Raw genomic sequence first — 26,533 nt, forward strand, 5'->3', positions numbered from 1 at the left:
CCGCCCGCCGCCGCCATTGCCATTTCCTTTTCCTCCCGCCACCGCCACAGCCCCCATCACCCATCGGAGACGACAACCATGACAAATCCCGCGACAGTCCACGAGCCCTCGGGCCGACACCAGACCAAGAAGGCCACCGCCAGCGGCTGGATCGGCTCGGCGCTCGAGTACTACGACTTCTTCATCTACGCCACGGCGGCGGCGCTGATCTTTCCGCAGATCTTCTTTCCCAAGGGCGACCCGAAGACCGCCATCATCGCCTCGCTCGCGACCTACGGCGTGGGCTACATCGCGCGTCCCATCGGCGCGGCGGTGCTCGGCCACTGGGGCGACACCCATGGGCGCAAGCACGTGCTGGTGATCTGCATGTTCCTGATGGGCTTCTCCACCGTGGCCGTCGGCCTGCTGCCGACCTACGACCAGGTCGGCCTGCTCGCCCCGTTCCTGCTGGTGCTGCTGCGCCTGGTGCAGGGCTTCGCGGTGGCCGGTGAGATCTCCGGCGCCAGCTCGATGATCCTGGAGCACGCGCCGTTCGGCCGTCGCGGCTTCTTCTCCAGCTTCACGCTGCAGGGCGTGCAGGCCGGCCAGATCATGGCGGCGGCGGTGTTCCTGCCGCTCGCGCACTACATGCCGGCCGAGCAGTTCAACAGCTGGGGCTGGCGCATCCCGTTCCTGCTGAGCTTCATCGTGATCGTCGCGGGCTACATCATCCGCCGCGAGGTCAGCGAGACGCCGGCCTTCACCGACGTCGGCACCACCGGCAAGGTGCCCAAGGCGCCCCTCGTGCAGGCCGTGACCGAGAGCTGGGGCGACATGCTGCGCGTGATGGCGTGCTCGCTGATGAACGTGATCCCGGTGGTGACCACCATCTTCGGCGCCGCCTACGCGGTGCAGCCGGGCTACGGCATCGGTTTCGAGAAGGACGTCTACCTGTGGATCCCGGTGATGGGCAACATCGTGGCCGTGCTGGTGATCCCCTACGTGGGCGCCCTGTCCGACAGGATCGGCCGTCGCATCCCGATCATGGTCGGCGCCGTCGGCTCGGGCCTGCTGTCCTTCGCCTACCTCTACGCGATCAGCATCCACAACGTGCCGATGGCGATCGTCTTCTCGCTGCTGATGTGGGGCGTGGTCTACCAGGGCTACAACGCCGTGTTCCCCAGCTTCTACCCGGAGATGTTCCCGACCCGCACCCGCGTCTCGGGCATGGCGATCTCGCAGAACCTGGGCACCGCCGTGACCGCGCTGCTGCCGGCGCTGTTCGTGGCGGTGGCGCCCCCCGGCGCCATGAACATCCCGTTCATGATCGGCTCGATCACGCTGGCGATCACGATCGTGGCGGCCATCGCCGCCTTCACGGCGCGCGAGACCTACCGCGTCCACATGCTCGACCTGGGCAACAAGGACGCCGTGCCCGTGCCCCCGGCCGAGTACGAGCGCCTGCGCCAGAAGGCCATCGCCGACGGCAAGCTGCCCGAGGTCCGGACGGCCTGAGGCCGCGTCCTCCCGCGCTGCGCCTGCGCGCGACGGCCCGACGCCGTCGCCCGGCGCCGACTCCCGGCCAGCCACGTGCTGCGTCCGGGAGTTTTCCGTTTCGCGGCGCGATAGATTTCCCCGATGGGGCCGATGCGCCGGAAAGCATCGGCATGGGTAGTTACACGCCTTGTCAGTACAGGGAGGGCGACCCTAGACTGCGGCGCGTTCAAAGCCACAGACAACAGGAGACGCTTTTGTCAGAAACCCCCTTGCCCATCCACCCGGTCGTCGACTCCGTCGCGAAGCACGCCCACGTCTCGGGCTTCGCCGCCTACGAGGCCCTGGTGGCCGAAGCCGAGGCCGACCACGGCGCCTACTGGGGCCGTCTCGCACGTGAATTCGTCACCTGGCGCACCCCGTTCACCCGCACGCTGGACGACAGCGCCGCGCCGTTCTTCAAGTGGTTCGAGGACGGCACGCTGAACGTGTCGTACAACTGCCTGGACCGCCAGGTCGAGCGCGGGCTGGGCGAGAAGACCGCGATCGTCTTCGAGGCCGACGACGGCCAGGTGACCCGGGTCGGCTACGCCGAACTCCTCGCGCGCACGTGCCGCCTGGCCAACGCCCTGCGCGCGCGCGGCGTGAAGAAGGGCGACCGCGTCGTCATCTACATGTCGATGAGCGTCGAGGGCATCACCGCCATGCAGGCCTGCGCGCGCATCGGCGCGACCCACTCGGTGGTCTTCGGCGGCTTTTCCGCCCAGAGCCTGCGCGACCGCATCGAGGGCGCCGGCGCCGTCATGGTCATCACCGCCGACGAGCAGCTGCGCGGCGGCAAGCAGCTGCCGCTCAAGGCCATCGTCGACGAGGCGATCGCGCTGGGCGGGTGCGATTCCGTGCGCGACGTGGTCGTCTACCGCCGCACCGGCGGCGACATCGCCTGGCATCCCGGGCGCGACCGCTGGATGCACGAGGAGACCGCGGCCCAGCCCGGGACCTGCGAGCCCGAATGGGTGGGCGCGGAGCATCCGCTGTTCCTGCTCTACACCTCCGGCTCGACCGGCAAGCCCAAGGGCGTCCAGCATTCGAGCGGCGGCTACCTGCTGCACGCCGCGCTCACCACCAAGTGGACCTTCGACCTGCACGACGATGACGTCTTCTGGTGCACTGCGGACATCGGCTGGGTCACCGGCCACACCTACATCGCCTACGGCCCGCTCGCGCTGGGCGCGACCCAGGTGGTCTTCGAGGGCGTGCCGACGTATCCGGACGCCGGCCGCTTCTGGAAGACGATCCAGGACCACCGCGTCACGGTGTTCTACACGGCGCCGACGGCGATCCGCTCGCTGATCAAGGCCGCCGAGGGCAACGCGGCGGTGCATCCGGCACGCTACGACCTCACCAGCCTGCGCATCCTCGGCTCGGTGGGCGAGCCGATCAACCCCGCCGCCTGGGAGTGGTACCGCCAGCACGTGGGCGGCGGCACGTGTCCGATCGTCGACACCTTCTGGCAGACCGAGACCGGCGGTCACATGATCACGCCGCTGCCGGGCGCCACGCCGATGGTGGCGGGCTCGTGCACGCTGCCGTTCCCCGGCATCACTGCGGCCATCGTGGACGAGGCCGGCAACGACGTGCCCAACGGGCAGGGCGGCATCCTGGTGGTGAAGAAGCCGTGGCCGAGCATGATCCGCACCATCTGGGGCGAACCCGAACGCTTCAGGACCAGCTACTTCCCCGCCGAGCTCAAGGGCTACTACCTCGCGGGCGACGGCGCGATCCGCGACGAGAAGACCGGCTACTTCACCATCACCGGGCGCATCGACGACGTGCTCAACGTCTCGGGCCACCGCATGGGCACGATGGAGATCGAGTCGGCGCTGGTGGCGATGACGGACCTGGTGGCCGAGGCCGCCGTGGTGGGACGGCCCGACGACACGACGGGCGAGGCGATCTGCGCCTTCGTGGTGCTCAAGCGCGCGCGCCCGACCGGCGAGGAGGCCAAGCAGATCGCCGCGCAGCTGCGCGCCTGGGTGGGCAAGGAGATCGGACCGATCGCCAAGCCCAAGGACATCCGCTTCGGCGACAACCTGCCCAAGACGCGCAGCGGCAAGATCATGCGGCGCCTGCTGCGGTCGGTCGCCAAGGACGAGCCCATCACGCAGGACACCTCCACGCTGGAGAACCCGGCCATCCTCGAACAACTGGCCGAAAGGAACTGACCCCATGGAAGACGATCTCGTCACGCGCATCGCCAACGATCCGCGCTACATCGAACTCAAGCACAAGCGCACCCGCTTCGGCTGGTGGCTCACCCTGTCGATGATGGTCGTGTACTACGGCTTCATCCTGCTGGTGGCCTTCGACAAGGCATTCCTCTTCCAGCGGCTGGGCGCCGGCGTCACGACGCTCGGCATGCCCATCGGACTGGCCGTGATCATCTTCACGATCGTCATCACCGGCATCTACGTGCGCCGGGCCAACAACGAATACGACGCGCTGACCGAACAGATCGCCCGGGGAGTGAACAAGTGAATTTGAGCCACGCATCGAAACGATACTTCGGCGGCGCCGCCTGTCTGGCGCTGGCCTCGACCCTGGCGACGGTCGTCCACGCGGCGGGCGCCGACCTCGGCCAGGCCCAGAAGCAGGCCACCAACTGGACGGCGATCGGCATGTTCGCCGCCTTCGTGGTGGCGACGCTGTTCATCACCAAGTGGGCCGCGGCCAAGACCAAGAGCGCGGCCGACTTCTACACCGCCGGCGGCGGCATCACCGGCTTCCAGAACGGCCTGGCGATCGCCGGCGACTTCATGTCGGCCGCCTCGTTCCTGGGCATCTCCGCGGCCGTGATGGTCGGCGGCTTCGACGGGCTGATCTATTCGATCGGCTTCCTGGTGGGCTGGCCGGTGGTCACGTTCCTGCTGGCCGAGCGCCTGCGCAACCTGGGCAAGTTCACCTTCGCGGACGTGGCGGCGTTCCGCTTCGAGCAGAAGCCCGTGCGCGTCTTCGCCGCTTCCGGCACGCTGGTGGTGGTGGCCTTCTACCTGATCGCGCAGATGGTGGGCGCGGGGCAGCTGATCAAGCTGCTGTTCGGTCTGGAGTACTGGATCGCGGTGGTCATCGTCGGCGCGCTGATGATGGTGTACGTGCTGTTCGGCGGCATGACGGCCACGACCTGGGTGCAGATCATCAAGGCCTGCCTGCTGCTGGCCGGGGCGAGCTTCATGGCGTTCATGGTGCTGCTGCACTTCGGCTTCAGTCCCGAGGCGATGTTCGCCAAGGCGGTGGAGGTCAAGACCGGCCTGGCGACCGCGGCGGGAAAGACGCCCGAGGCGGCGGCGGCCGAGGGCTTCTCCATCATGGGCCCGGGCGGCTTCATCAAGGACCCGATCTCGGCGATCAGCTTCGGCATGGCGCTGATGTTCGGCACCGCCGGGCTGCCGCACATCCTGATGCGCTTCTTCACGGTGCCCAACGCCAAGGAGGCACGAAAGTCGGTGCTGTGGGCGACGACGTGGATCGGCTACTTCTACATCCTGACCTTCATCATCGGCTTCGGCGCCATCACCTTCGTGCTGACGAACCCGGAGTTCCTCGATGCCAAGGGCGGCCTGCTCGGCGGCGGCAACATGGCGGCGGTGCATCTGGCCAAGGCCGTGGGCGGCAACGTGTTCCTGGGCTTCATCTCGGCCGTCGCCTTCGCCACCATCCTGGCGGTGGTCGCGGGACTGACGCTCTCGGGCGCCTCGGCGGTGTCGCACGACATCTACGCGACGGTCATCAAGAAGGGCCAGGCCGACAGCAAGGCGGAACTGAAGGTCTCGCGCATCACGACGGTGGCCCTGGGCGTCATCGCGGTGGTGCTGGGCATCGTCTTCGAGAAGCAGAACATCGCCTTCATGGTCAGTCTGGCCTTCGCCATCGCGGCCTCGGCCAACTTCCCGGTGCTGCTGATGTCGGTGCTGTGGAAGGACTGCACCACGCGCGGCGCGGTGATCGGCGGCTTCCTGGGCCTGATCTCCTCGGTGGTGCTGACGATCGTCTCGCCGGCGGTCTGGGAGGCCACGCTGGGTTACCCGAAGGGCTCGGCGCTGTTCCCGTACGCGTCGCCCGCGCTGTTCTCGATGACCATCGGCTTCGTGGGCATCTGGCTGTTCTCGGTCCTGGACAAGAGCGCGCGCGCCGCGCGTGACCGCGCCGGCTTCCTGCCGCAGCAGGTGCGCTCGGAAACCGGCATCGGCGCCTCGGGCGCTTCGGGTCACTGACGCCCGCGATGCCTTGCAACGGCCCCGGCGGGCCGGTGGCGGACCCGTTCCGCGCCGGTCCACCGGGGCCGTTCGACGTTCCGGGCCCGGCCTAGATCACGTCGACCGGGGACGTCAGCACGCGGCGGTAGCGTTCCATCGACTCGGCTTCCACGCCCAGCCAGCGCGCGACCGTCGCCGGGTCGACGCCGCGGCGCAGCTGACGCAACGCGAAGGTGTGGCGCAACTGGAACGATCCGCCCTCGGTGCGGTCGAGCCCGGCGTCCTCCAGCACGCCCATCGCGCACCGGTACTGCGCTTCCTTCTGCCAGGGCCGACCCGAACGGGTGGCCGGAAACAGCACGTCGCCCTGGATCCGTGCCTCCACGCGGACCTGCAGCCAGTACTGGAGCAACTCCGCCGCCCAGGGCGCCAGCGGCGTCTCGCGCGGCGTCGAGCTGCCGTTGCCGGGCACGGCGATCCGGCGCGGCAGCGGGCGCTGGCCGGCGGTCACCGACACGACCGGCGAGGCGAGCGTGAGCGCGCGCACGTCCCCCGGGGTCAGGCCGCCGCCGAGCTGCAGGGCCACGGCGGTGCGGTCGCGCAGTTCCTGCCATGTGAAGGCGACGTGGCTGTCGCGGCGCGAGGGCGCGAGGCCCGGGCGCGGACGCGCGCTGGAGACGAAGGCGATCAGCAGGCGGGCCTCCGCGACCGAGAGGAATTCCGGCAGCGGATCGCCCTGGGCCGCATCGGCGAAGCGGACTTCCGGACGCGAGGCGATCCAGTCGGACGCGGCGCTGTTGACCGGTGTTCCGGTGTGCCGCGCATGGTGGCGCAGGACGCGATCGACCAGCCGGACGAGCCGCAGCGCGTGGCGCGGCGACAGCGACAGGTCGGTGTTGCGGCGGCCGAACCGCGCCGCCTGGAAGGCCTGCAGATCGCGCAGCGACAACGCGGTCATCGGCAGCGGCGGCACCTGCGCGAGGCACCAGGCCATGAAGGCGTCCCACATGTCGCGATAGACCTGGACCGAAGCGGGTTGCTGCAGGGCGCCCGTGGCGCGCTTGTCGGAAAGCCAGTGCTCGAAGGCGATCCGGTAGGTTTCCTCGACCGGGGTCTCGTCGAAAAGTGAAAGCGTGAACATGCGGTCAGATTAACGCTTCCAGGCGATGCCGTTCGCCACGGCGCCCATGGCGAAGCGGCTCACCCGGCGATGGCGCGCGCGCCATTCACAAGGCCCGTCGGCCCTGCTACAAACACCCACCTTCACGATCACGTCGCCCGGGAATCCGAACCCCGGGTGGCGACCGCGGCAATGACCATCCTCTCCAACCTGGACCTGCTCCTGCGCGTGCCGCTGTTCGCCTCGCTGACTTCCGAGCAGGCCCGGACCGTCGCGCAGGCCATCGTCAAGCAGCGCTACAAAAAGCGTGAACTGATCGTGGAGCAGGGCAAGTCCTCCGAGGCGCTCTACATCATCCTGACCGGGCGCGCCCAGGTCCTGAGCGCCGACGGCCGGGGACGGGAGGTCATCTTCTCGATCCTCCAGCAGGGCGACTACGTCGGGGAGATGAGCCTGATCGACGAGGAGCCGCATTCGGCGACGGTGCGCACCGAAGTCGACACGGACGTGCTGGTGCTCGACCGCGCGGCGTTCTGGCACTGCCTGCCGGACGCCTCGTCGATGACGCACAACATCATGCGGGTGCTGGTGCAACGGCTGCGCGCGGCCGACCGCAAGATCGAGTCGCTCGCCCTGATGGACGTCCACGGCCGCATCGCGCGGTTGTTGATCGAGTTCGCGGTGGACGATGGCCAGGGCACGCTGGTCATCCGCGACCGGATCTCGCGCCAGGACCTCGGCAAGATGGTCGGCGCCTCGCGCGAGATGGTCAGCCGCGTCATGAAATCCCTCGAGGACCGCGGCTTCGTCCAGACGCAGCCCGATGGCTCCATGCTGGTCCGGGAGAACGTCGTGTTCGCGAACTGACCACCGGCGAACGCCAACGCCGTCCGCACCGGGGACTCGACGTGGCGCGGTGTCTCGAGCACCGGCGACGGCTCGATGCGGCGTCAGTCGCGGCGAGGACGTTGGCGTTTCGGCGGCTGCAGCGCCCAGACGACGAGCGCCACCGCACCGACGGCCAGGGCCACCTTGGACGCCTGCGCCGTGCTCTCGCGCATCGACGCGCGGAAGCCGCCGTCCACGTCGTTCCCCTGCGACGGTTCGAACAGGTTGCCCTCGCTCTGGTCGGCCGGCGTCGCCTGCTCGAGCGCGCGTCCGGTGATCCACATCATCGCCGTGCCGACCCAGCCCGGGGCCAGTGCCTGCGCGACGATGCCGGGCCACGACGGCGCGCCGACGTAGACCTTGGGACGCGGTCGGGTGGTCAGCGACAGCACCACCGAAGCGATGCGTCGGGGGTCGAGCAGCGGCGGCGGCGGCTTCAGCCGCCGGCCGGTGTAGTTGGCCCCGTGGTTGATGCCGGGCGTGTCGACGAAGGTCGGATAGATCTCGCACACGTGGATGTCCGGCGTGACCGACAGCTCTGCCCGGAGGGCTTCGCTGAAGCCCCGCAGGCCGAACTTGGTGGCCGAATAGGCGGTGGCATAGGGGGAGGGCACCCAGCCCCCCAGCGAGATCATGTTGATGAGCGTGCCCCGGCCCTCCGCGCGGAAGTGCGGAAGGATCGCGTGCGCGCCGTGCATGTGTCCCAGGAGGTTGGACTCGACGACGCGGCGGTGCGCCTCGATCGGGGTTTCGTCGAACAGGCCCACCGCGCCGACGCCGACGTTGTTGAACCACACGTCCACATGACCGAAATGGGCGATGGCGTGATTGGCGAGCGCGCGGACCGCCGCGGCGTCGGTGACGTCCGTCGGCACGACCAGGGCCCGACCACCCGCCGCTTCGCACTCGTCAGCGATCGGTTGCAGGGTGCCTTCGTCGCGGGCGGCCAGCACGACGTGGTGCCCGCGCTCGGCGAAGGCGAGGGCGGTGGCTCTGCCGATGCCGCTGGAGGCACCGGTGATCACCACGACCTTGGGAGCCAGCCATTGTCTTGCGAGCGCTGCCGATGAAAGGGGTCTGGTGTCGAGGTCCATGAAGGTTCCGTTGGGCTTTGGAAAAGGCGTCCGGCGGGGACCGTGAGGCTCGGCCCGTCCGGACCCGCCGGCATCGCCCGGCAGGCGGCCGGGCAGCGTCATGGAATTTCCGACGGAAGGCGGGCGGACGACTGTAGGACGCCTTGAGCTTTTGGAGCAGGGGGGGCGCTCCAGTGCCCCCGCATCGGCATGCGATCTATTTGGGCGCCTTGCGCATGCGCGCGCGCACCGCCAGATAGCCCGCCGACCAGGCGGCCGCGGCGTCGCGGTGCGGCTCGCTGAAATGCTGCGGCACGTAACTCAGCAAGTCGTTCGACGAGCTTTCCTCTTCAAGAAGAATCCAGTGGAATTCGCCTGCTTCGAGTTCCTTGACCGCCAACGCCAACGAAAGATGAGTGCTCATGGTCTGCCGTGATCCTGAAAACCTGGATTTTTCTTCTTATGCATTGAACGGCCTAGGCATCAGTGCACGGATCAACCGGATCAAAGCCATTTCCGCGTGGAATCGAGACAAATGCCAGACCTTGCGATCGACGACATCGTGAATGGATCACGGAATTCCGGACCCCGACGTGCACCGGGGCCCGACGGCCAATTCCTTTTAATCTTCAGGCGTGTCCAGCGTGGCGTACCAGTCCGCGTAGAGGGTGGTGCGGGCCATGTGCCGTGTGAGGTCCGGTGCACCGTCGGTCCACCAGACCGGTCCGCGTTCCCCGAGCAGATGCTTGGCCGCGTCGACTTCATTGCGCGCGGCGCGCAGGGCCGTGTCGTCCTTTCGTCGTTTCGCGACGCCGACCGCGCGGCGTGCCGCCATCAGCCGGGCGACGTGGGCCGCTCGGGCCTCGGCCGGGAGTTCCGGATTCGAGGTGCGCCACAGCCTTCCTCTGACGATCAGATAGCGGCCATCGGGTGTCAGGAGAATTGGATCCGGCATGGGACCAATGATGTCGTGGATGCGCACGCACCGTCGCGTGGAATTGCTATTTAGGCTAACGGGTTGGGTTCACAGGGCCGCTTCGACTTTGCTTTTCTTATTCATCTTTATATTTCAAACGTGTTGAAAGCCCATCTCTTTGGGCGTTAGCCTATTTGCGATCGGCAATCGGTGAGCGGACCCTTGGGAAAGCGCCTCGACGTCAATAAAGACGATACAAATACAAATGCAATACAATAATACTTATGTTAATCAGTAGGGCCGGAGTGTGGTCACGTCCGTTGCTCATGCCCACCATCCATCGCCCACCGCATCGCCCCTTTCGTCCATGGGTCGACAGAAACTCACTCGCGGCACGGACCGCCGCCCCGTCCGCGGACGTTGCCGTCGCCAGTTCGAATCGGCCGTCGAACGGTCGACGTTCCGTCATCGACTCGACGAGATCGGCGCCGATGCCGCCTCATCGACCCTCAGGAAAGTCGCTTCGCCTCGGAGCGACCGGCGCACTCGCACCCGAGGCGGCTAACCGCCTCGGACCTCCGCGGCGACCCATGCCAGCGTCGCCGCATCGCGTGTGCCGCCATAGAAGTGCGCGAGCACGTCGCCGAACACGGTCTCCCGCTGCGTGGCGACTTCGAACAACGTCATGCACGAACACAGCTTAAGGTCGTCGGGTGAGCCGAAGATCTGGTTCGCGGTGCGTTGCCGATGCGTGAGGACGGCTTCGCTGCAGGTCCTGAGCCGGGCTCCCAGCACGGGATGCGCCGCGTAGGCCCTCGCCTCCCTCACGCCCGCCAGCCCGTAGAAACGCGCGGTGTCGCTGCGTCCGAGGCCCGCCAGCTGGGGAAAGACGAACCACATCCAGTGGGTGCGCTTGCGGCCGGCGACCAGTTCCGCCAAGGCCTGCGTGTGGATGCCGTCCTGGGCGCGGACGAACCGATCGAGGTCGATGGACCCGGCGGCCGCCGGGGGCCGGTCGTCCATGGGAAATCGCGCATCCGGTGTCATGGGGGTCCTTTCGTCGAAGGGTGCGCCAGCGTCCGCGCGTCCGCGCATTCGCGGGCGAGCCGTCGGCGCGGCCGGCGCCGGCGCGCCGTCGCTCACTCCATGCCGGTCGCGGCCAGCACGATGCTCAGGCTGGTCGCCATCGCCTTGACCATGGGTTCCTTCTCCACGTCCATCCACTCGTCCAGGGAATGGCTGCGCCCGCTCTTGTCGGGCGCTCCGCGTCCGATGGTGATGGCCGGGATGCCCAGGCTCATCGGCATGTTGGAGTCGGTCGAGCTCCAGCCGTAGACCACCTTGTAGCCACCGGCCTCGATGGCCGCGCGCGCCGCCTGCACCAGTTCGGACTTGACGTCGGTGCTGCCGGCCGGGCGGTCGCCGATCAGCTTGGCCTCGACGGTGACCTTGCCCTCCTTGGTCGAGCGGGCGAAGTTCTCGCCATCGGCCGCTTCCTGGACGATCTTGAGCAACCGGTCCTCGACGCGCTTGAGCTCGGTCACCGACTCCGAGCGCATGTCGACTTCCATCCAGCTCTCCACGGGAATCGAGTTGACCGACGTGCCGCCGCCGATCAGGCCGATGCTGTAGGTGGTCTTGGGCGTGGCGGGCACCTGGATGCGGGAGAACGCCGTGGCGGCCTCGGCCTGCGCGAACATCGGGTTGACGACGCCGAAGGCGTTGAAGCTGTGACCCCCGGGGCCGCTGAAGGTCACGCGATAGCGCTTTGAGCCGACGCCGCCGTGCGTGATGCGGTTGATGTCGCCCGACTCGACCGAGAAGAACGCCTTGATGCGGTCCTTGTACGGACCCTTGGTGAACAGGTGGCGCACGCCCCGCAGATCGCCGGGGCCTTCCTCGCCGACGGTGCCGACGAACAGGATGTCGTCGCGCGTGCCGATGCCCGCCGCCTTCATCGCGCGGACGAAGCCCAGCAGCACCGACATGCTCATGGTGTCGTCGCCGATGCCCGGCGCGGACAGCCGCGTGCCCTGGCGCTTGACTTTGACGTCGGTGCCGGCCGGGAAGACGGTGTCCATGTGGGCGGAGACCACCACCACCTTGCCGTCGCCGCGCGTGCCCTTGCGCAGGCCCGTCACGTTGCCTTCGGCGTCGATCTGCACGTCGGCGAGACCCACGGCCTTGAGCATCTTCTCGAACTCCTGCGCGCGCACCTTCTCGCCGAAGGGCGGCGACGGGATCTCGGTGAGGCGGATGCCGTCCTCGACGATGCGGCCGTGCTCCTTGTCGAGCGTGGCGACGGCGGTCTGGAACGCCGGGCTCGCCAGGATCCGCTGGGCGGTGGCGGTGGCGGCGGGGTCGGTGGTCTGCGCCAGCGCGGACGCGGCCGTCAGGGCGGCGCAGGCCGCGAGGACCGACGCGGGCCGGATCGACCGGCCTCGAGGAGCAAGGAAAGTGGCGGAAGCGCGGAGAAGGCGGTGGGTCATGGGTCGGTAGGGCCGTGGGTTTGGAACCGGTGAAGTGAACCGGTCGGTGGAACGACGTTCGGTTATAGCAAATCGATTCTCATGGGAGAAACGAAATCGCTGCCTCGGCCGCCCGATGCGATGGGCGCCGATTCACTCCGCCGGCACGTCACGCGTCGCCGTGCCCACGAGCCGCGCGCGGCCGGCGCCGAAGGCGGCGGCCACCAGCGCGACGCCGATCGCGACGAACAGCACCGCGGCGGCGCGGAAGTCGCCGGTCCAGGCGCGCAGCAGCCCGACCAGCAGCGGCCCGCAGGCCGCCGCCAGCAGGTAGCCGACGCCTTGCGCCATGCCCGAGAGCTGGGCCGCGACACGCGCGTCCGGCGAGCGCATGACGATCAGCGTCAGCGCCAGCGCGAAGGTGCCGCCCTGCGCGACGCCCAGCGCCACCGCCCAGAACCAGATCCCGCCGAGCGGCGCGAACATGCACGCCAGCATGGCCGCCAGCGTCAGCACCGACAGGCCCACCGCCAGCGCCACCTGGTCGCGCCAGCGCGCGGCCAGTGCCGGCAGGACCAGGCAGACCGCCAGCTGCGTGAGCACCGAGACCGACACCACGTAGCCGGCCGTGGCCGCCGCCAGCCCGCGCTCGCGCAGGATCGGCGCCATCCAGCCCATGACCGAATAGGCCAGCGCGGACTGCAGCCCCATGAACAGCGTCACCTGCCAGGCCAGCGGATCGCGCCACAGGCCGGGCAGGCGGTCGTGCGACGCCGCCGCCGAGGGCCGGCCCACGGCCAGCGCTTGCGGCGCCCACAGCACGGTGGCCACCAGCGCCGGCACGGCCCACAGCGCCAGCGCCCCGGCCCACCCCGCGCCGACGGCATGCTGCAGCGGCACCGTCAGGCCCGCGCCGCTGGCCGCGCCGCCGCACACGGCCATGGTGTAGAGCCCCATCATCAGGGCGCTGCGCCGGGCGAAGTCGCGCTTCACCAGGCCCGACAGCAGCACGTTGCTCACCGCGATGCCCATGCCCGCGAGCGCCGAGGCGAGGAACAGCAGCGCCACGCTGCCGGTGCCGCGCAGGGCCGTGCCCGCCGTGATCATCGCCATGCAGATCAGCAGCGCGCGCTCCAGGCCCAGCCGCCGTCCCAGCGCCGGCGCCGGCATGGCGAACAGGCCCAGGCAGACGACCGGCAGCGTGGTCAACGCGCTGGCGCCCGCCGCCGACAGGCCGGTGGCCGCCACGATGTCGGGCAGCACCACCGACAGGCTGGAGAACACCGGACGCAGGTTGAAGGCGATCAGGACGACCGACAGGCCCAGCAGCAGGCGGCGCGCGGCCGGGCCGTCGGCCCTCGAGGGAGGCCGCGCGGCGGCGATCGCGGTGTCGGTGTCGGTGTCGGTGTCGGTGTCCGAAGCGATGGCGAGGTCGGCGATGGCGGCGGCCGGCGGGGCGGCGCCGCGCTCGGAGCGGAGAGATCTCATGAAACGGTGAGGCACGGCATCGGTCGCGGTGCGGACCGGTGCGGGGCGCGGCGGGATGGGAGGGGGGAGTGCATCCTAGCGGCCCCGGCGTCGATCGCCTGTCGCCTCCGGCGATGCGCGCGTGCCGCCCGAAGGGCCCCGGCCATCGCGTCCGGCCGGGCCGCCGGCGGACTACTGCAGGAACGACGGCTTGGCGTAGCCCTGGAAGCGGGTGTCGACGACGGCCTTGAACGCCGGCGAACGGTAGGCGTCGGCGATGGCCCTGGCCCAGGGCGCGTCCTTGTCGGCGCGTTTCACGGCCACGACATTGAGGTAGTGGTCGGGCGTCTTCTCCAGCGCCACGGCCTCGGTCAGCTTCAGGCCCGACGAGATCGCGAAGTTGCCGTTGATGATGGCGTACTCGGTGTCGCCCAGCGAGCGCGGCAGCTGCGCGGCCTCCAGCGGGATGAACTTCAGCTTGCGCGGGTTCTGGTCGATGTCCTTCTCCGAGGCGCGGATCGGATCGATGCCGGCCTTCAGCGTCACCAGCTGGCGATCCTGCAGCAGGACCAGGGCGCGCGCGAGGTTGCTCGGGTCGTTGGGCACCGTGAAGCGGTCGCCCTCCTTCGCCTCGGCCAGGGTCTTGCGCTTGGTCGAGTAGACGCCCAGCGGCGCGATCGGGCCCTGCACCAGCTCGACGATGTCGAGCTTCTGGTCGGCCGCGAACTTGGTCAGGTAGACGCGGTGCTGGAAGAAGTTGGCGTCCAGCGAGCCCTGCGCCAGCGCCTGATTGGGCTGCACGTAGTCGTTGAATTCGACCAGCTTCACCTTGTAGCCCTGCTTCTCCAGGATCGGGACGATGCCCTGCTTGAGCTGGTCGAAGTTGGAACCGGCGGTGGCGCCGATGACGAGGTCCTTCTTCGCCGACTGGGCGGCGGCGCCGGATGGCAGGGCACCGAAGGCGAGCGCGGCGATCGACAGGGAGAGGAAGGAGCGGCGCAGGGCGGCGTGGGTCATGGTCGAGGAGGTCCGTGAAAAGGCGTCGCAGGCGACGCGAAGGAAGGAACGGCGGGCGGCTCAGCGCTTGTCGAGGCGGCGCGCGGCCGTGTTGCCGACGATCTGGATGATCTGCACCAGCACCACCAGGACGGCGACGGTCAGCACCATCACGTCGGTCTGGAAGCGGTAGTAGCCGTAGCGGATGGCGAGGTCGCCGATGCCGCCGCCCCCCACCACCCCGGCGATGGCCGAATAGGACAGGAAGCTCACGGCCAGCACCGTGAAGGCCAGCACCAGGCCCGAGCGGGCCTCGACGACGAGCACGCGCCAGATGATCTGCAGCTCGCTCGCGCCCATGGCGTGCGCGGCCTCGATGACGCCGCGCGGCACCTCGCGCAGGCACTGGTCGACCAGCCGCGCGAGGTACGGGATGGCCGCCACCGACAGCGGCACGGCGGCGGCCAGCGGCCCGATCGAGGTGCCCGCCACGATGCGCGTGAACGGCACCAGCGCCACCAGCAGGATGATGAAGGGGAACGAGCGCACCGTGTTCACGAGCCAGTTCAGGATCAGGAACGCCGGGCGGTTGGCCAGCGACTGGCCGGGACCGAGCAGGAACAGCAGGATGCCCAGCGGCCCGCCGATCAGCAGCGCCGCGCTCAGGCCGATGGCCAGCATCAGGCAGGTCTGGCCGATGGCCACCCCCAGTTCGGGCAGGATGGCGACGATGTTCTCAGGCATGGAGGGCTCCCTGCGTTTCGCGTTCGGCGCGAAGCGCGCCCCCGGCTAGCGCCTCGCGGGCGTCGCGTTCGCGCCGGCGCACCAGCGCGTCGATCTCGCGGCCCAGCACGGTCAGGCGACCGGCGGCCGGCGCCGGGGCATCGACCGCGAACTGCTCGATCAGCTCGCCGCGCTCCAGGATCGCCACGTTGCGGCACAGCGCCTCCACCACCGACAGCTCGTGCGTCACGATCACCACGGTCACCCCGAGGGTGCGATTGATGTCGCGCAGGGTCTGCAGCAGTTCGCGCGTGGTCTCGCTGTCGAGCGCCGACGTGGGCTCGTCGCACAGCAGCACCCGGGGCCGGGGCGCCAGCGCGCGCGCGATGGCCACGCGCTGCTTCTGCCCGCCGGAGAGCCGGGCCGGATAGGCGTCCGCCTTGTCCTCCAGGCCGACCAGCCCCAGGCATTCGCGCACCCGCGCGGCGATCTCGGCGCGCGAATGGCGGCCGTGGATCCGGAGCGGGAAGGCGACGTTGTCGGCCACCGTCGCGTTCTGGATCAGGTTGAACTGCTGGAAGATCATGCCCAGCGTCTGGCGCGTCTCGCGCAGTTCGCGGCGCGACAGCGTCGTCAGGTCGCGCCCGTCGACGATCACCTGGCCGGCGTCGGGGCGCTCCAGCAGGTTGATCAGGCGCAGCAGGGTCGACTTGCCCGCGCCGCTCTTGCCGATGAGGCCGAAGACGTCGCCCTGGGCGATGTCCAGGGACAGCGCGCGCACGGCGTCGAAGGTCGCCCCGTCGGGCAGGGAGAAGGACTTGCGCACGTCGCGCAGGCGGATCACCGGCGCGTCGCCGGTCGATGGAGAGGATGGCACAGCGGTCATGGAGGCGGACGAACGGCCGGCGGGCCGCTTCCGGCAAAGCCTGCGAGTATGCGAAGAAACGACCCGCCGGCGAACGACACATTCGCTACGACCTTATGCGTGGCCCGAATAAGCGCACCGCTCCCGACGCGTCGCCGTCAAGAACTATAGTTCACTATAATCGGCTATAGGCGCGGCGGTGCGACCCTCGCATCGCGCCGGACCGGAAGGTGGGCGATGTCGACGAAATTCTTTCCAAGGGCCGAACTGGCCCGGCGCATGGTGGCGGCAATCACCACGCAGGCCGTGGGCTCGGCCTCGTCCTCCGGGCTGTTCCTCTCCGCCCCGCGTCGCACCGGCAAGTCCACCTTCGTCCGGGAGGACCTGCGCCCCGCGCTGCAGGCCACGGGCGCCACCGTGATGTACGTGGACCTCTGGGCCAACCGCAAGGCCGACCCGGGCGCGGTCATCGTCGAGGCCGTGCGCGCCGAGCTCGCCACGCACGAGGGCCTGGTGAAGCGGCTGGCCAAGTCGGCCGGCATGGACAAGGTGAGCGTCGGCGGCGTCTCCTTCTCCCTGGACCGGGTGGGCCTGGGCCAGGCGGTCTCGCTGAGCGCCGCCCTGGCCGCGCTGTCCGAGGAGACCGGCCGGATGATCGTGCTGCTCATCGACGAGGCGCAGCACGCCATCACCACCGACGGCGGCTACGACGCGATGTTCGCGCTGAAGGCGGCGCGCGACGAGCTCAACAGCTCGCGCCACCACGGCCTGCGCATCGTCGCGACCGGCTCCAACCGCGACAAGCTCGCGATGCTGCGCAACAGCAAGGACCAGGCGTTCTTCGGTGCGCCCCTGGTGGCCTTTCCCCTGCTCGGGCCGGACTACGTCGACTGGTTCTGCCAGGGCGTCGACCTGCAGGCGCCGCTGGCGCCCGAGCGCGTCATGCGCCTGTTCGAGGACGCCAGCCACCAGCCGGAGATCCTCGGGGCGGCGGCGGACCGGCTGCGGCTGGACTTCGCGCTGACGCCCGAAGCGACCCCCGAGGCTTTCGAACGCGCGGTCGCCGAACAGATCGAGGCGGCCGACGCGCAGACGCTGCGCATCGTGCAGGCCCTCACGCCCCTGCAGTCGGCCGTGCTGCGGGTGCTGGCGGCGCAGGGCGCCGGCTACGCGCCCTTCGACGCCCGCGCCATGGACCTCTACCGGCGCGTCCTGCATCGCATCGCGCCCGACGAGGAGGTCCGTCCCGACACCTCCAACGTCCAGCAGACCCTCGCCGCCCTCCAGGACAAGGCCCTGATCTGGAAGGAACGGCGCGGCGTGTACGCCCTGGAGGAAGCGGCCACCGCGACCGTGATGCGGCGGGCGGGGCTGCTGGACGGGGCGGCCTGAACCGCCCGGTGCCCGCCCGGACACAAACCCGCGCGCAGGCCTCGTGCGGACACATGCGGATTCCTTCGTTGAACCGCGCCGCCCGAGCCGCTACAGTCGCGCCTCTTTTCTCCAACCGCGATGCGTTCGCGCCCCACCATGTCGACCTCCGCTCCCCGCCGCGCCGCCCTCCTCGCCGCGCTCTCCCTCGCCTCCGCCGCGCTGCTGGCGCCCGCCGCCGCCCACGCCCAGGACAAGAAGACCGTCAAGGTCGGCATCGTCGTGGGCAGCCAGGAGGAGATCTTCAAGGTCGTCAAGCAGGTCGCGGCGCGCGACGGCCTGACCCTCGACATCACGGTCTTCAACGACTACCAACTGCCCAACGCGGCGGTGGCCGCCGGCGACCTGGACGCCAACGCGTTCCAGCACCAGCCCTTCCTGGACAACCAGAACAAGGCGCGTGGCTTCGACGTCGTGGCCGCCGGGCTCACGTTCACGGCACCGATGGGCTACTACTCGCGCAAGCTCAAGTCGATCGCCGAGCTGCCCGACGGCGCCACGGTCGGCGTCCAGAACGACCCGTCCAACGGCAACCGCGCCCTGCTGCTGCTGCAGGCGGCCGGACTCGTCACGCTCAAGCCCGAGGCGGTGAAGAACAACACCGCGACACCGCTGGACGTGGCGGGCAATCCGAAGAAGCTCAAGCTGGTGGCGCTCGATGCCGCCCAGCTGCCGCGTTCGCTCGACGACCTGACCATCGCCGCCATCAACAACGACTTCGCCGAGAAGGCCGGCCTGACGCTGGCCAGGGACGCCATCATCAAGGAGTCGCCCAAGGGGCCCTACGCCAACATCATCGCCGTGCGCCGCGCCGACAAGGACAAGCCCTGGGCGCAGCAGCTCGTGAAGGCCTACCAGTCGCCTGAAGTGAAGGCTTTCATCGAGACCAAGTTCAAGGGCGCGCTGGTCCCGGCGTTCTAGGCGCCACCGTGCTGGACGCCGCGCGGCGTCCAGCCGAGCCGCGCCTCGATGCCCTCGCGGTAGGCCGTCGCCAGCGAGGGCGGGACGTGACGGATGTAGTGCTCGGCGTGCTCGCGCTCCTCGCCCCGCAGGTGGTCGAGGTAGTGGACCGCCTCGTCCAGCGTCGGCACGCGGCCCTCGGTGTCCGCGTAGCGCGGCGGCAGCGCGGTCCAGACGACGGCGTCGAGCCCCTGGCGTTCCAGCCAGGCGCCGATCACCCCGGCGCACGGGCAGTCGTCCAGGGCGGGCAGGCTGCCGACCCATTCGCGGTGTTTCGGATCGATCGCCTCGCGCTCCCGCAGGGCCTCGCGCGCCGTCGCCAGGCGCTCGTCCTCCAGCAACGCCCACCAGGTCTTCTGCAGGGCGGCCCCCTCCAGGATCGCGGTCGAGAGCTCGCCCTTGTCACCCACGCGGGCGAACTCGATGGGCAGCAGCGGACCGTCGTCCTTCCAGCCCGAGGCCAGGCGCAGCGGGCCGGTCTTCCAGAGCAGCGAGCCCCAGGCCAGGCAAGCGATCCTCATCGGCCGGTGCCCTTGCCCCCGCGCAGGTGGCGTTCCACGTCGACGACGCGGTCGCCGACGGCCGTGACGGCGTCGATGAGTTCGTCCTCGCCGACGCCGAGCTTGCCGGCCCATTCGGTGACGGAGGCGCTGGTGTGGGGATCGATGCGGTGTTCGGGATCGATGATGGTGCCGGGGGCGGAATCGAGGTCGGACATGGTGGACTCAACGGGTTGGACGAGCATCCACGTTATCGCCCCGCGCGCGCCGTGCCTGTAGGTGCGGGGCGCCGCGCGGACTCATCCGTTGGCCGTGCCCGGGTTGCGCGGCGCCGGAGCGGCTGGCAGCATCCATGCGCGATGCGCGGGCCCCGGGCGCCGCGCCTCGTTCCATCCACGAGACCAGAGAGACGCCTCCCCCATGTCCACCCTGTTCCAGCAACTCAAGGGCCGCGCCGAAGCCGGCCGGCCGGTGCGCGTCGGCCTCGTCGGCGCCGGCAAGTTCGGCTCGATGTTCCTGTCCCAGGTGCCGCGCACGCCCGGCATCCACCTGATGGGCATCGCCGACCTCTCGCCCGCGCAGGCGCGGGCGTCGCTGCGGCGCGTCGGCTGGAGCGAGGCGCAGTCCGGCGCCCGCTCGTGGGCCGAGGCGCTGCGCGAGGGTTCGACCTTCGTGCAGGACGACGCCCAGGCACTGATCTCGCGGCCCGAGCTCGACATCGTCGTCGACGCCACCGGCAGCCCGTCGGCCGGCATCCGCCACGCGCTCCTGTGCTGCGAGCACCGCAAGCACGTCGTGATGGTCAACGTCGAGGCCGACACCCTCGCCGGACCGCTGCTCGCGCGCCGCGCCAGGGAAGCGGGCATCGTGTATTCGATGGCCTACGGCGACCAGCCGGCACTGATCGCCGAGCTGGTCGACTGGGCGCGCACCGCCGGCCTGGAGGTGGTGTGCGCCGGCAAGGGCACCAAGTACCTGCCGGCCTACCACCGCTCCACGCCCGACACGGTCTGGGACCACTACGGCTTCACCGAGGCGCAGGTGGCCGAGGGCGACTTCAACGCCCAGATGTTCAATTCCTTCCTCGACGGCACGAAATCGGCGCTGGAGATGGCGGCGGTGGCCAACGGCACCGGCCTGCGCCCGGCCACGGACGGCCTGGCCTTCCCGCCCTGCGGCGTGGACGACCTGCCCGCCCTGCTCAAGCCCGCGAGCGACGGTGGCCTCCTCGCGCGCACCGGCACGGTGGAGGTGGTGTCGTCCCTGGAGCGCGACGGCCGGCCGGTCTTCCGCGACCTGCGCTGGGGCGTCTTCGTGACCTTCCGCGCGCCGACGGGCTACGTGCGCGACTGCTTCGCCCAGTACGGACTGAAGACCGACGCCAGCGGGGTCTACGCCGCCATGTACAAGCCCTACCACCTGATCGGCCTGGAACTGGGCATCTCGGTGGCCAACATCGCCCTGCGCGGCGAGGCGACCGGCGCCACCGGCGATTTCGTCGGCGACGTCGCGGCGACGGCCAAGCGCGACCTGTCGGCCGGCGAGACGCTCGACGGCGAGGGCGGACATCGCGTGTACGGCCGGCTGATGCCGGCGGCGGACTCGCTGCGCGCCGGCGCGCTGCCCATCGGCCTGGCGCACGGCGTGGTGCTCACGCGCCCGGTGGCGTCGGGACAGGTGGTGCGCTGGGACGACGTGACGTTCGACGCCTCGAACCAGGCGATCGCGTTCCGGCGCGAGATGGAAGGCGTGTTCCGGGCCGAGACGGGGGCCGGCGATTGAGTGACGAGGTCGTCGGCGCCTTCGACCTCGACCCGTCGGCCGACCGCCGCGTGCCGGGCGTTCAGCCGCCCGCGCACTCCAGCGAGAACAGCGGCACGTCGGCGCGGCGGCTGAGCCACACCCCGCCGCCGAGGTCCTTGAAGCCGCGCGACAGGCCCTGGCGGTAGGCGTGGTCGCGGTGGCGGAACAGCCGGGGGTCGGTCAGCGCCTCGTCCACGGTGTCGTTCTCGTAATCCTCCAGCGTCACGGCCTCGACGTAGAGCGCGCCCTGGCTGAGCGTGGCGAGGTTGCGCAGCGCCCGCTTGAGGTCGACCGGATTGAGGTAGGCCAGGACGCCCTGGCAGATGACGAAGTCGTAGGGCTGCGCCGCCGCGTGGTCGACGACCGAGCCGCGCTCCCAGCCGTAGCGCCCGCACAGGTAGTCGCTGACCTCGACGCCGTGGTAGCTCGCCTGCGGGAAGTGCCGCGCCACGATGTCGCGCCACAGCCCGATCCCGCATCCCACGTCCAGCACGCGCCGCACGGGCACGCGCAGGTACTTGAGGTAGGCGCTCACGAAGGCGCCCAGCCGCTCGACGTGCTGCCGGTCGGCGGTCCGGGTCTTCTTGTCGAAGTAGTAGCGCGCGTAGTAGGCCTCGTCGAAGGTGGCGGCGTCAGCGGATTGCATGCCCGGATGCTAACGCCCGCCCCGGCGCCGGCGCCCTCAGGCCGCCTCGATCCGCCCGATGGCCGTGCCGGCCGCCACGTAGGCGCCCTGCGCCGCCGCGTGCGTCAGCCGCCCCGCGCGGTGCGCCGTCACCTGCATCTCCATCTTCATCGCCTCCATCGTCGCGACGACGTCGCCCTGCGCCACGACGTCGCCGTCGGCCGCCTTCCAGGCCTGGAGCGTGCCGGCGATCGGCGCGGCGACGCCGGCCGGGTCCGCGGCGACGTCCGCCTCGGCCGGCGCCGGCGCGGCGTCGGCGCCCCCGGCGGCCGACAGTCCCCGCAGCAGCGCGGCGGGCAGCCCGATCGAGCGGCGTCGCCCGTCGATCTCGATGGCCGTGCGCACCAGCGCCGCGTCCGCTGCCGGCTCGGCGCGCACGGCGGCGGCCAGCGTGTTGGCGAAGTCGGTCTCGATCCAGCGCGTGTGCACCGCGAAGTCGCTGGCCGCCGCGCCCGTGAAGTCCGGATGCGCCATCACCGCCCGGTGGAACGGCAGCACCGACGCCACGCCCTCGATGCGGAATTCCCGCAGCGCCCGGCGCGCGCGCGCGACAGCTTCCTCGCGCGTGCGCCCGGTGACGATCAGCTTGGCCATCAGCGAGTCGAAGGTGCCCGGCACCGTCGAGCCCGCCACCACCCCGGTGTCCACGCGCACGCCCGGCCCCGAGGGTGCGTCGAACACCCGCACCGGGCCCGGGGCCGGCAGGAAGCCGCGCCCCACGTCCTCGGCGTTGATGCGGAACTCGAAGGCGTGGCCGCGCGGCGCGGGCGTCTCGGTGATCGACAGCGGCAGGCCGTCGGCCACGCGCAGCTGCTCGACCACCAGGTCGATGCCGGCGGTCTCCTCGGTCACCGGATGCTCCACCTGCAGCCGCGTGTTGACCTCCAGGAAGGAGATCGCGCCGGACGGACTCAGCAGGAACTCCACCGTGCCGGCGCCGACGTAGCCGGCCTCGGCGCAGATGTCGCGCGCGGACTGGTGGATGCGCTCGCGCTGGGCGTCGCTCAGGAACGGCGCGGGCGCCTCCTCCACCAGCTTCTGGTTGCGCCGCTGCAGCGAGCAGTCACGCGTGCCCAGCACCACCACCCGGCCGTGCGTGTCGGCGATGACCTGGGCCTCGACGTGGCGCGGGCGGTCGAGGAACTGCTCGACGAAGCATTCGCCCCGGCCGAAGGCGGTGACCGCCTCGCGCACCGCCGAGGCGTAGAGGTCGGCCACCTCGTCCAGGCGCCAGGCCACCTTCAGGCCGCGTCCGCCGCCGCCGAAGGCCGCCTTGATGGCGATCGGCAGACCGTGCTGCTCGGCGAAGGCGACGACCTCGTCCGCATCGTTCACCGGCCCCGGCGTGCCGGCCACCAGCGGCGCGCCCACCGCCAGGGCGATCCGGCGCGCCTGCACCTTGTCGCCCAGCGCGTCGATGGCCTCCGGCGGCGGGCCGATCCAGGTCAGGCCGGCGCCGATCACGGCGCGCGCGAAGCCGGCGTTCTCCGACAGGAAGCCGTAGCCCGGGTGCACCGCGTCGGCGCCGCAGCGCGCGGCGATGGCCAGCAGCTTGGCCGCGTTCAGGTAGGTGTCGGCCGGACGCTCGCCGTCGAGCCCGTAGGCCTCGTCGGCGACGCGCGCGTGCAGGGCGTCGATGTCGGCGTCGGCGTACACGGCGACGCAACGCACGCCGTAGTCGGCGCAGGCGCGCGCGATGCGCACGGCGATCTCGCCGCGGTTGGCGATCAGGACTTTCTTCATGGCGATTCCCGGGTGGTGTCGGAGAAGGGACGGATGGGGTTGAAGCGCACGCCGGCGCCGATCGGGATCTGGCCGGCGCGGTCGAGGTGGTGCGTCGCCACGCAGGCGATCACGGGATAGCCGCCGGTCAGCGGGTGGTCGGCCAGGAACAGCACCGGCTGGCCGCTCGGCGGCACCTGCAGCGCCCCCAGGGCCGTGCCTTCGCTGGGCAGTTCGCCCGCGATGGCGCGCGCGAGCGACGCGTCGCCCGCCAGCCGCAGGCCGACGCGGTTGGACTGCGGGGTCACGCGCCAGACCTGGCCGGCCAGCAGCGCCACGGCCTCCGGCGTGAACCAGTCGGTGCGCGGGCCCATGACGACGTCGAGCACGACCACCTCGCTCGCGCGGGGCAGGTCGGCCGGCGGTTCCTCGGGCGCGCCGACGACGCCGCGCCCGGGCGCGCCGATGGGCAGCACGTCGCCCACGGCGATGGCCGGCGGGCCGACGCGCGCGAGGGTGTCGGTGGCGCGGCTGCCCAGCACCGGCGCGACGTCGAAGCCGCCGCGCACTGCGAGGTAGGAGCGGATGCCCGCGCGCGGCGCGCCCAGGCGCAGGCGGTCGCCCTCGGCCAGCGCGATCGGCGCCCAGCCGGGCGGGTGCCAGGCGGCGCCCCCGGCGGTGGTGAGGCGCAGCGGCGCCTCGGCGCCGGTGAACGCCACCACGGCGTCGCCCCGGCACACCAGTTCGAAGCCGCCGTCGGCGATCTCGACGCAGGCCGCGTCGGGCGGGTTGCCCACCAGCCGGTTGGCCGCGCGCAGCGCGCCCCGGTCCATCGCACCCGAGGCCGACACGCCCTGGCCGGCCTGCCCGTGGCGGCCGGTGTCCTGGAACAGCGCCTGCACGCCGGTGGCGGCGACCACCAGCGCGGGACCCTCCGACGCGGCACCGGACGCGACCGGCGCGACCGGTGCCTCCGGCGTGACCGGCGCCTCCGCCCCGGCCGCGACGCCGGTCGCGCCGCCGCCCCGCGCGGCCCGGTCGACGAAGCGCACGCGAAAGCCCGGCTGCAGCAGCGCCGGCACCGCGCGGCCCAGGTCCCACATCGGCACGGCGGTGATGCCGATGATCTGCCAGCCGCCCGGGCTGGCCTGCGGATAGACGCCGCTGAAGGCGCCGGCCAGCCCCACGGCGCCGGCCGGGATGCGGGTGCGCGGGGTGGTGCGGCGCGGCACGCTCAGCGTCGCGTCGCCGCCGGTGAGGTAGGCGAAACCGGGCGCGAAGCCGGTGAAGGCGACCGTGTAGTCGGTGCCGGTGTGGCGGCGCACGACCTCCTCGCGCGAAATGCCCAGCATGCGCGCGACGTCGTCGAGGTCCTCGCCGTCGTAGTCGACCGGGATCTCGATGCGCGTCGCGTCGCGTTCGACCACCGTGTCCACGCGGCGCTCGCCGATGCGCGCGGCCAGCGCGTCGCGCGACACCCGCGCCGGCTGGAAGCGCACCAGCAGCGTGCGCGCGGCGGGCACGATCTCCTCGATGCCCTCGATCGGGTCGGCGCGCAGCGCGGCCAGCAGCGACAGCGTCTGCGGCAGGTCGTCGAGCTCGACCAGCAGCGCGTCCAGGTTGACGCTCAGGAAGCGCATCACGCCGCCACCCCGGCGTCCGCCAGGCGTGCATCCGCCGGGGCGGCGCGTGCGGCCATGGGCACGAACGACGTCACCTCGACGCCCGCGCGCGCCAGCAGCGCGCGCACGCGGCGCGCCATGTCCACCGCGCCCGGGCTGTCGCCGTGCACGCAGATCGAATCGGCCTCGATGCGCACGTCGCCGCCGTCGACGGTGGCGACCACGCCCTCGGTCGCCAGGCGCAGCATGCGCGCGGCGACCGCGTCGGCGTCGTGCAGCACGGCGCCGGCCTCGCCGCGCGGGACGAGCGTGCCGTCGCCGCGGTAGGCGCGGTCGGCGAAGGCCTCGGCCACCACGCGCAGGCCGGCGGCGCGCGCCCGCGCCAGCAGCGGCGAGCCGGCCAGGCCGACCAGCACCAGCCCCGCATCGACGGCGCGGACGGCGGAGATCACGTCGTCGGCCTGGCGCGCGTCGTGCGCGATGGTGTTGTAGAGCGCCCCGTGCGGCTTGACGTAGCGCACCCGCGTGCCGGCGGCCGTGGCCAGGCCCTGCAGCGCGCCGATCTGGTAGACGACGTCGGCCACCAGGTCGGCGCTGGCGACGTCCATGGCGCGGCGGCCGAAGCCGGCGAGGTCGGGATAGGCGACGTGGGCGCCGACCGCGACGCCCTTGCGCGCGGCGCTCCGCAGCGTGCGCAGGATGCCGGCGGCGTCGCCGGCGTGGAAGCCGCAGGCCACGTTGGCGCTGCTGACGATGTCGAGCATGGCGTCGTCGTCGCCCATGCGCCATGCGCCCAGGCTCTCGCCGAGGTCGCTGTTGAGGTCCATCTTCATGGTCGGGTGCTCCGGTTCGCGGGGGTGGGAAGGATCGGCAGGGGCGCTCAGTGCAGCTGGCCGCCGCTCTCGCGCAGGTCGGCCCCGCCCGCGAGCGCGGTGCGCAGCAGCACGCGCAGGGCCTCGACCTGGGTCGCCAGCGCCATGCTCGGCTGGCCCGGGCGCTGCGCGGCCTGCGCCGGCAGCAGCGGCACGTGCACGAAGCCGCCGCGCGCGCCGGCCAGCGCCGGCACCGTCGCGAGCCGGTGCATCAGCGCGTAGAACACGTGGTTGCACACGAAGGTGCCGGCGGTCTGCGAGACCGACGCCGGCACGCCGGCCGCGCGCAGCGCGTGCACGATCGCCTTGATCGGCAGCGTGGAGAAGTAGCCCGCCGGCCCCCCCGCCACCACCGGCGCGTCGATCGGCCGGCCGCCGGCGTTGTCGGGAATGCGGGCGTCGTCGACGTTGATGGCCACGCGCTCGGGCGTCCAGTCGGCGCGGCCGCCGGCCAGCCCCAGGCCGACCACGAGCGTCGGGCGCACGTCGGCCAGCGCGGCGTCGAGCGCCTCGATGGCGCGCCCGAAGACGCAGGGCAACTGCACCGCGTGGACCACGGCGCCCGCGTGGTGCCAGCCGTGCAGGGCGCGCGCCACCTCCCACGAGGGATTGACGGCGTCCTGCTCGAATGGCTCGAAGCCGGTGACCAGCACGCGATGGGTGGCGGCGGAGGGATCGTTGGTCGTCATGCGCGGT

Annotated in this window: 25 protein-coding genes; 8 read left to right on the top strand and 17 right to left on the bottom strand. The window is 71.1% G+C overall.

Features of this window, described 5'->3' with window-relative positions; translation table 11 throughout:
- The first annotated feature begins 78 nt into the window (after positions 1 to 78).
- From NF681_20635 to NF681_20650, 4 genes are all read left to right on the top strand, one after another.
- Entirely contained in the window at positions 79 to 1,494 is a 1,416-nt protein-coding gene (locus NF681_20635; protein UST56388.1) for an MHS family MFS transporter, read from the top strand.
- 152 nt (positions 1,495 to 1,646) lie between these two features.
- The gene (acs, locus tag NF681_20640; protein UST56389.1) at positions 1,647 to 3,698 is read left to right on the top strand and encodes an acetate--CoA ligase; all 2,052 of its coding nucleotides are present in this window, start codon (positions 1,647 to 1,649) and stop codon (positions 3,696 to 3,698) included.
- 4 nt (positions 3,699 to 3,702) lie between these two features.
- Entirely contained in the window at positions 3,703 to 4,011 is a 309-nt protein-coding gene (locus tag NF681_20645) for a DUF485 domain-containing protein (protein UST56019.1), read from the top strand.
- 2 nt (positions 4,012 to 4,013) lie between these two features.
- The gene (locus tag NF681_20650) at positions 4,014 to 5,744 is read left to right on the top strand and encodes a cation acetate symporter (GenBank protein UST56405.1); all 1,731 of its coding nucleotides are present in this window, start codon (positions 4,014 to 4,016) and stop codon (positions 5,742 to 5,744) included.
- A gap of 91 nt (positions 5,745 to 5,835) precedes the next feature.
- On the opposite strand, the gene NF681_20655 is transcribed toward NF681_20650, so the two are convergent.
- Positions 5,836 to 6,867, bottom strand: a complete 1,032-nt coding sequence (locus NF681_20655) for a site-specific integrase (protein ID UST56020.1) — start codon at positions 6,865 to 6,867, stop codon at positions 5,836 to 5,838.
- 171 nt (positions 6,868 to 7,038) lie between these two features.
- Between NF681_20655 and NF681_20660 the strand changes: the two genes are divergently transcribed.
- Entirely contained in the window at positions 7,039 to 7,713 is a 675-nt protein-coding gene (locus NF681_20660) for a Crp/Fnr family transcriptional regulator (GenBank protein ID UST56021.1), read from the top strand.
- 83 nt (positions 7,714 to 7,796) lie between these two features.
- Here NF681_20660 and NF681_20665 read toward each other — a convergent pair whose 3' ends face one another.
- From NF681_20665 to NF681_20705, 9 genes are all read right to left on the bottom strand, one after another.
- Positions 7,797 to 8,828, bottom strand: coding sequence for an SDR family oxidoreductase (locus tag NF681_20665; protein UST56022.1), 1,032 nt, complete (start codon positions 8,826 to 8,828; stop codon positions 7,797 to 7,799).
- 196 nt (positions 8,829 to 9,024) lie between these two features.
- Complete coding sequence (locus NF681_20670; protein UST56023.1) at positions 9,025 to 9,231, bottom strand: hypothetical protein; 207 nt, start codon at positions 9,229 to 9,231, stop codon at positions 9,025 to 9,027.
- A gap of 198 nt (positions 9,232 to 9,429) precedes the next feature.
- Positions 9,430 to 9,762: a hypothetical protein gene (locus NF681_20675; GenBank protein UST56406.1), complete on the bottom strand. Its 333-nt coding sequence runs from the start codon at positions 9,760 to 9,762 to the stop codon at positions 9,430 to 9,432.
- A 522-nt stretch (positions 9,763 to 10,284) separates the two neighbouring features.
- Complete coding sequence (locus NF681_20680; protein UST56024.1) at positions 10,285 to 10,746, bottom strand: DUF1810 domain-containing protein; 462 nt, start codon at positions 10,744 to 10,746, stop codon at positions 10,285 to 10,287.
- 116 nt (positions 10,747 to 10,862) lie between these two features.
- On the bottom strand, positions 10,863 to 12,212 hold the full coding sequence (locus NF681_20685; GenBank protein ID UST56025.1) for a M20/M25/M40 family metallo-hydrolase: 1,350 nt from the start codon (positions 12,210 to 12,212) through the stop codon (positions 10,863 to 10,865).
- Between the two features lie 132 nt (positions 12,213 to 12,344).
- Entirely contained in the window at positions 12,345 to 13,679 is a 1,335-nt protein-coding gene (locus NF681_20690) for an MFS transporter (GenBank protein ID UST56026.1), read from the bottom strand.
- 171 nt (positions 13,680 to 13,850) lie between these two features.
- A complete protein-coding gene (locus tag NF681_20695; protein UST56027.1) occupies positions 13,851 to 14,675 on the bottom strand; it encodes a MetQ/NlpA family ABC transporter substrate-binding protein in 825 nt (274 codons plus the stop codon).
- A 60-nt stretch (positions 14,676 to 14,735) separates the two neighbouring features.
- Entirely contained in the window at positions 14,736 to 15,398 is a 663-nt protein-coding gene (locus NF681_20700) for an ABC transporter permease (GenBank protein ID UST56028.1), read from the bottom strand.
- Positions 15,391 to 16,263: an ATP-binding cassette domain-containing protein gene (locus NF681_20705; protein UST56029.1), complete on the bottom strand. Its 873-nt coding sequence runs from the start codon at positions 16,261 to 16,263 to the stop codon at positions 15,391 to 15,393. Before NF681_20705 ends, NF681_20700 begins: the two co-directional genes overlap by 8 nt.
- A 216-nt stretch (positions 16,264 to 16,479) precedes the next feature.
- On the opposite strand from NF681_20705, the gene NF681_20710 reads away from it, so the two are divergent.
- Together NF681_20710 and NF681_20715 are read left to right on the top strand one after the other, a co-directional pair.
- Positions 16,480 to 17,634: an ATP-binding protein gene (locus NF681_20710; protein UST56030.1), complete on the top strand. Its 1,155-nt coding sequence runs from the start codon at positions 16,480 to 16,482 to the stop codon at positions 17,632 to 17,634.
- Between the two features lie 138 nt (positions 17,635 to 17,772).
- The gene (locus NF681_20715) at positions 17,773 to 18,594 is read left to right on the top strand and encodes a MetQ/NlpA family ABC transporter substrate-binding protein (protein UST56031.1); all 822 of its coding nucleotides are present in this window, start codon (positions 17,773 to 17,775) and stop codon (positions 18,592 to 18,594) included.
- Here NF681_20715 and NF681_20720 read toward each other — a convergent pair.
- Together NF681_20720 and NF681_20725 are read right to left on the bottom strand one after the other, a co-directional pair.
- Entirely contained in the window at positions 18,591 to 19,154 is a 564-nt protein-coding gene (locus NF681_20720) for a hypothetical protein (protein ID UST56032.1), read from the bottom strand. The two genes, NF681_20715 and NF681_20720, sit on opposite strands and share 4 nt — an antisense overlap.
- Entirely contained in the window at positions 19,151 to 19,351 is a 201-nt protein-coding gene (locus NF681_20725) for a DUF3606 domain-containing protein (protein UST56033.1), read from the bottom strand. The genes NF681_20720 and NF681_20725 overlap by 4 nt, the downstream gene beginning before the upstream one ends.
- Before the next feature lie 202 nt (positions 19,352 to 19,553).
- Between NF681_20725 and NF681_20730 the strand changes: the two genes are divergently transcribed.
- Positions 19,554 to 20,915, top strand: coding sequence for an SAF domain-containing protein (locus NF681_20730; protein ID UST56034.1), 1,362 nt, complete (start codon positions 19,554 to 19,556; stop codon positions 20,913 to 20,915).
- Between the two features lie 61 nt (positions 20,916 to 20,976).
- Here NF681_20730 and NF681_20735 read toward each other — a convergent pair whose 3' ends face one another.
- The 5 genes from NF681_20735 to pcp are packed head-to-tail and all read right to left on the bottom strand — an operon-like array spanning position 20,977 to position 26,526.
- Positions 20,977 to 21,582: a class I SAM-dependent methyltransferase gene (locus tag NF681_20735; protein UST56035.1), complete on the bottom strand. Its 606-nt coding sequence runs from the start codon at positions 21,580 to 21,582 to the stop codon at positions 20,977 to 20,979.
- 36 nt (positions 21,583 to 21,618) lie between these two features.
- Positions 21,619 to 23,364 (bottom strand): ATP-grasp domain-containing protein, encoded by a 1,746-nt coding sequence (locus NF681_20740; protein UST56036.1) that lies wholly within the window; start codon positions 23,362 to 23,364, stop codon positions 21,619 to 21,621.
- Positions 23,361 to 24,983 (bottom strand): 5-oxoprolinase/urea amidolyase family protein, encoded by a 1,623-nt coding sequence (locus tag NF681_20745; GenBank protein ID UST56037.1) that lies wholly within the window; start codon positions 24,981 to 24,983, stop codon positions 23,361 to 23,363. The genes NF681_20740 and NF681_20745 overlap by 4 nt, the downstream gene beginning before the upstream one ends.
- Positions 24,983 to 25,798, bottom strand: coding sequence for a LamB/YcsF family protein (locus NF681_20750; GenBank protein UST56038.1), 816 nt, complete (start codon positions 25,796 to 25,798; stop codon positions 24,983 to 24,985). The genes NF681_20745 and NF681_20750 overlap by 1 nt, the downstream gene beginning before the upstream one ends.
- A gap of 47 nt (positions 25,799 to 25,845) precedes the next feature.
- Positions 25,846 to 26,526 carry a pyroglutamyl-peptidase I gene (pcp, locus tag NF681_20755; protein ID UST56039.1) on the bottom strand — a complete coding sequence of 227 codons (681 nt, stop codon included), beginning with the start codon at positions 26,524 to 26,526 and terminating at the stop codon, positions 25,846 to 25,848.
- Between the last annotated feature and the right edge of the window lie 7 nt (positions 26,527 to 26,533).

This window comes from Comamonadaceae bacterium OTU4NAUVB1 (assembly GCA_024372625.1).
Classification (GTDB): domain Bacteria; phylum Pseudomonadota; class Gammaproteobacteria; order Burkholderiales; family Burkholderiaceae_C; genus Variovorax.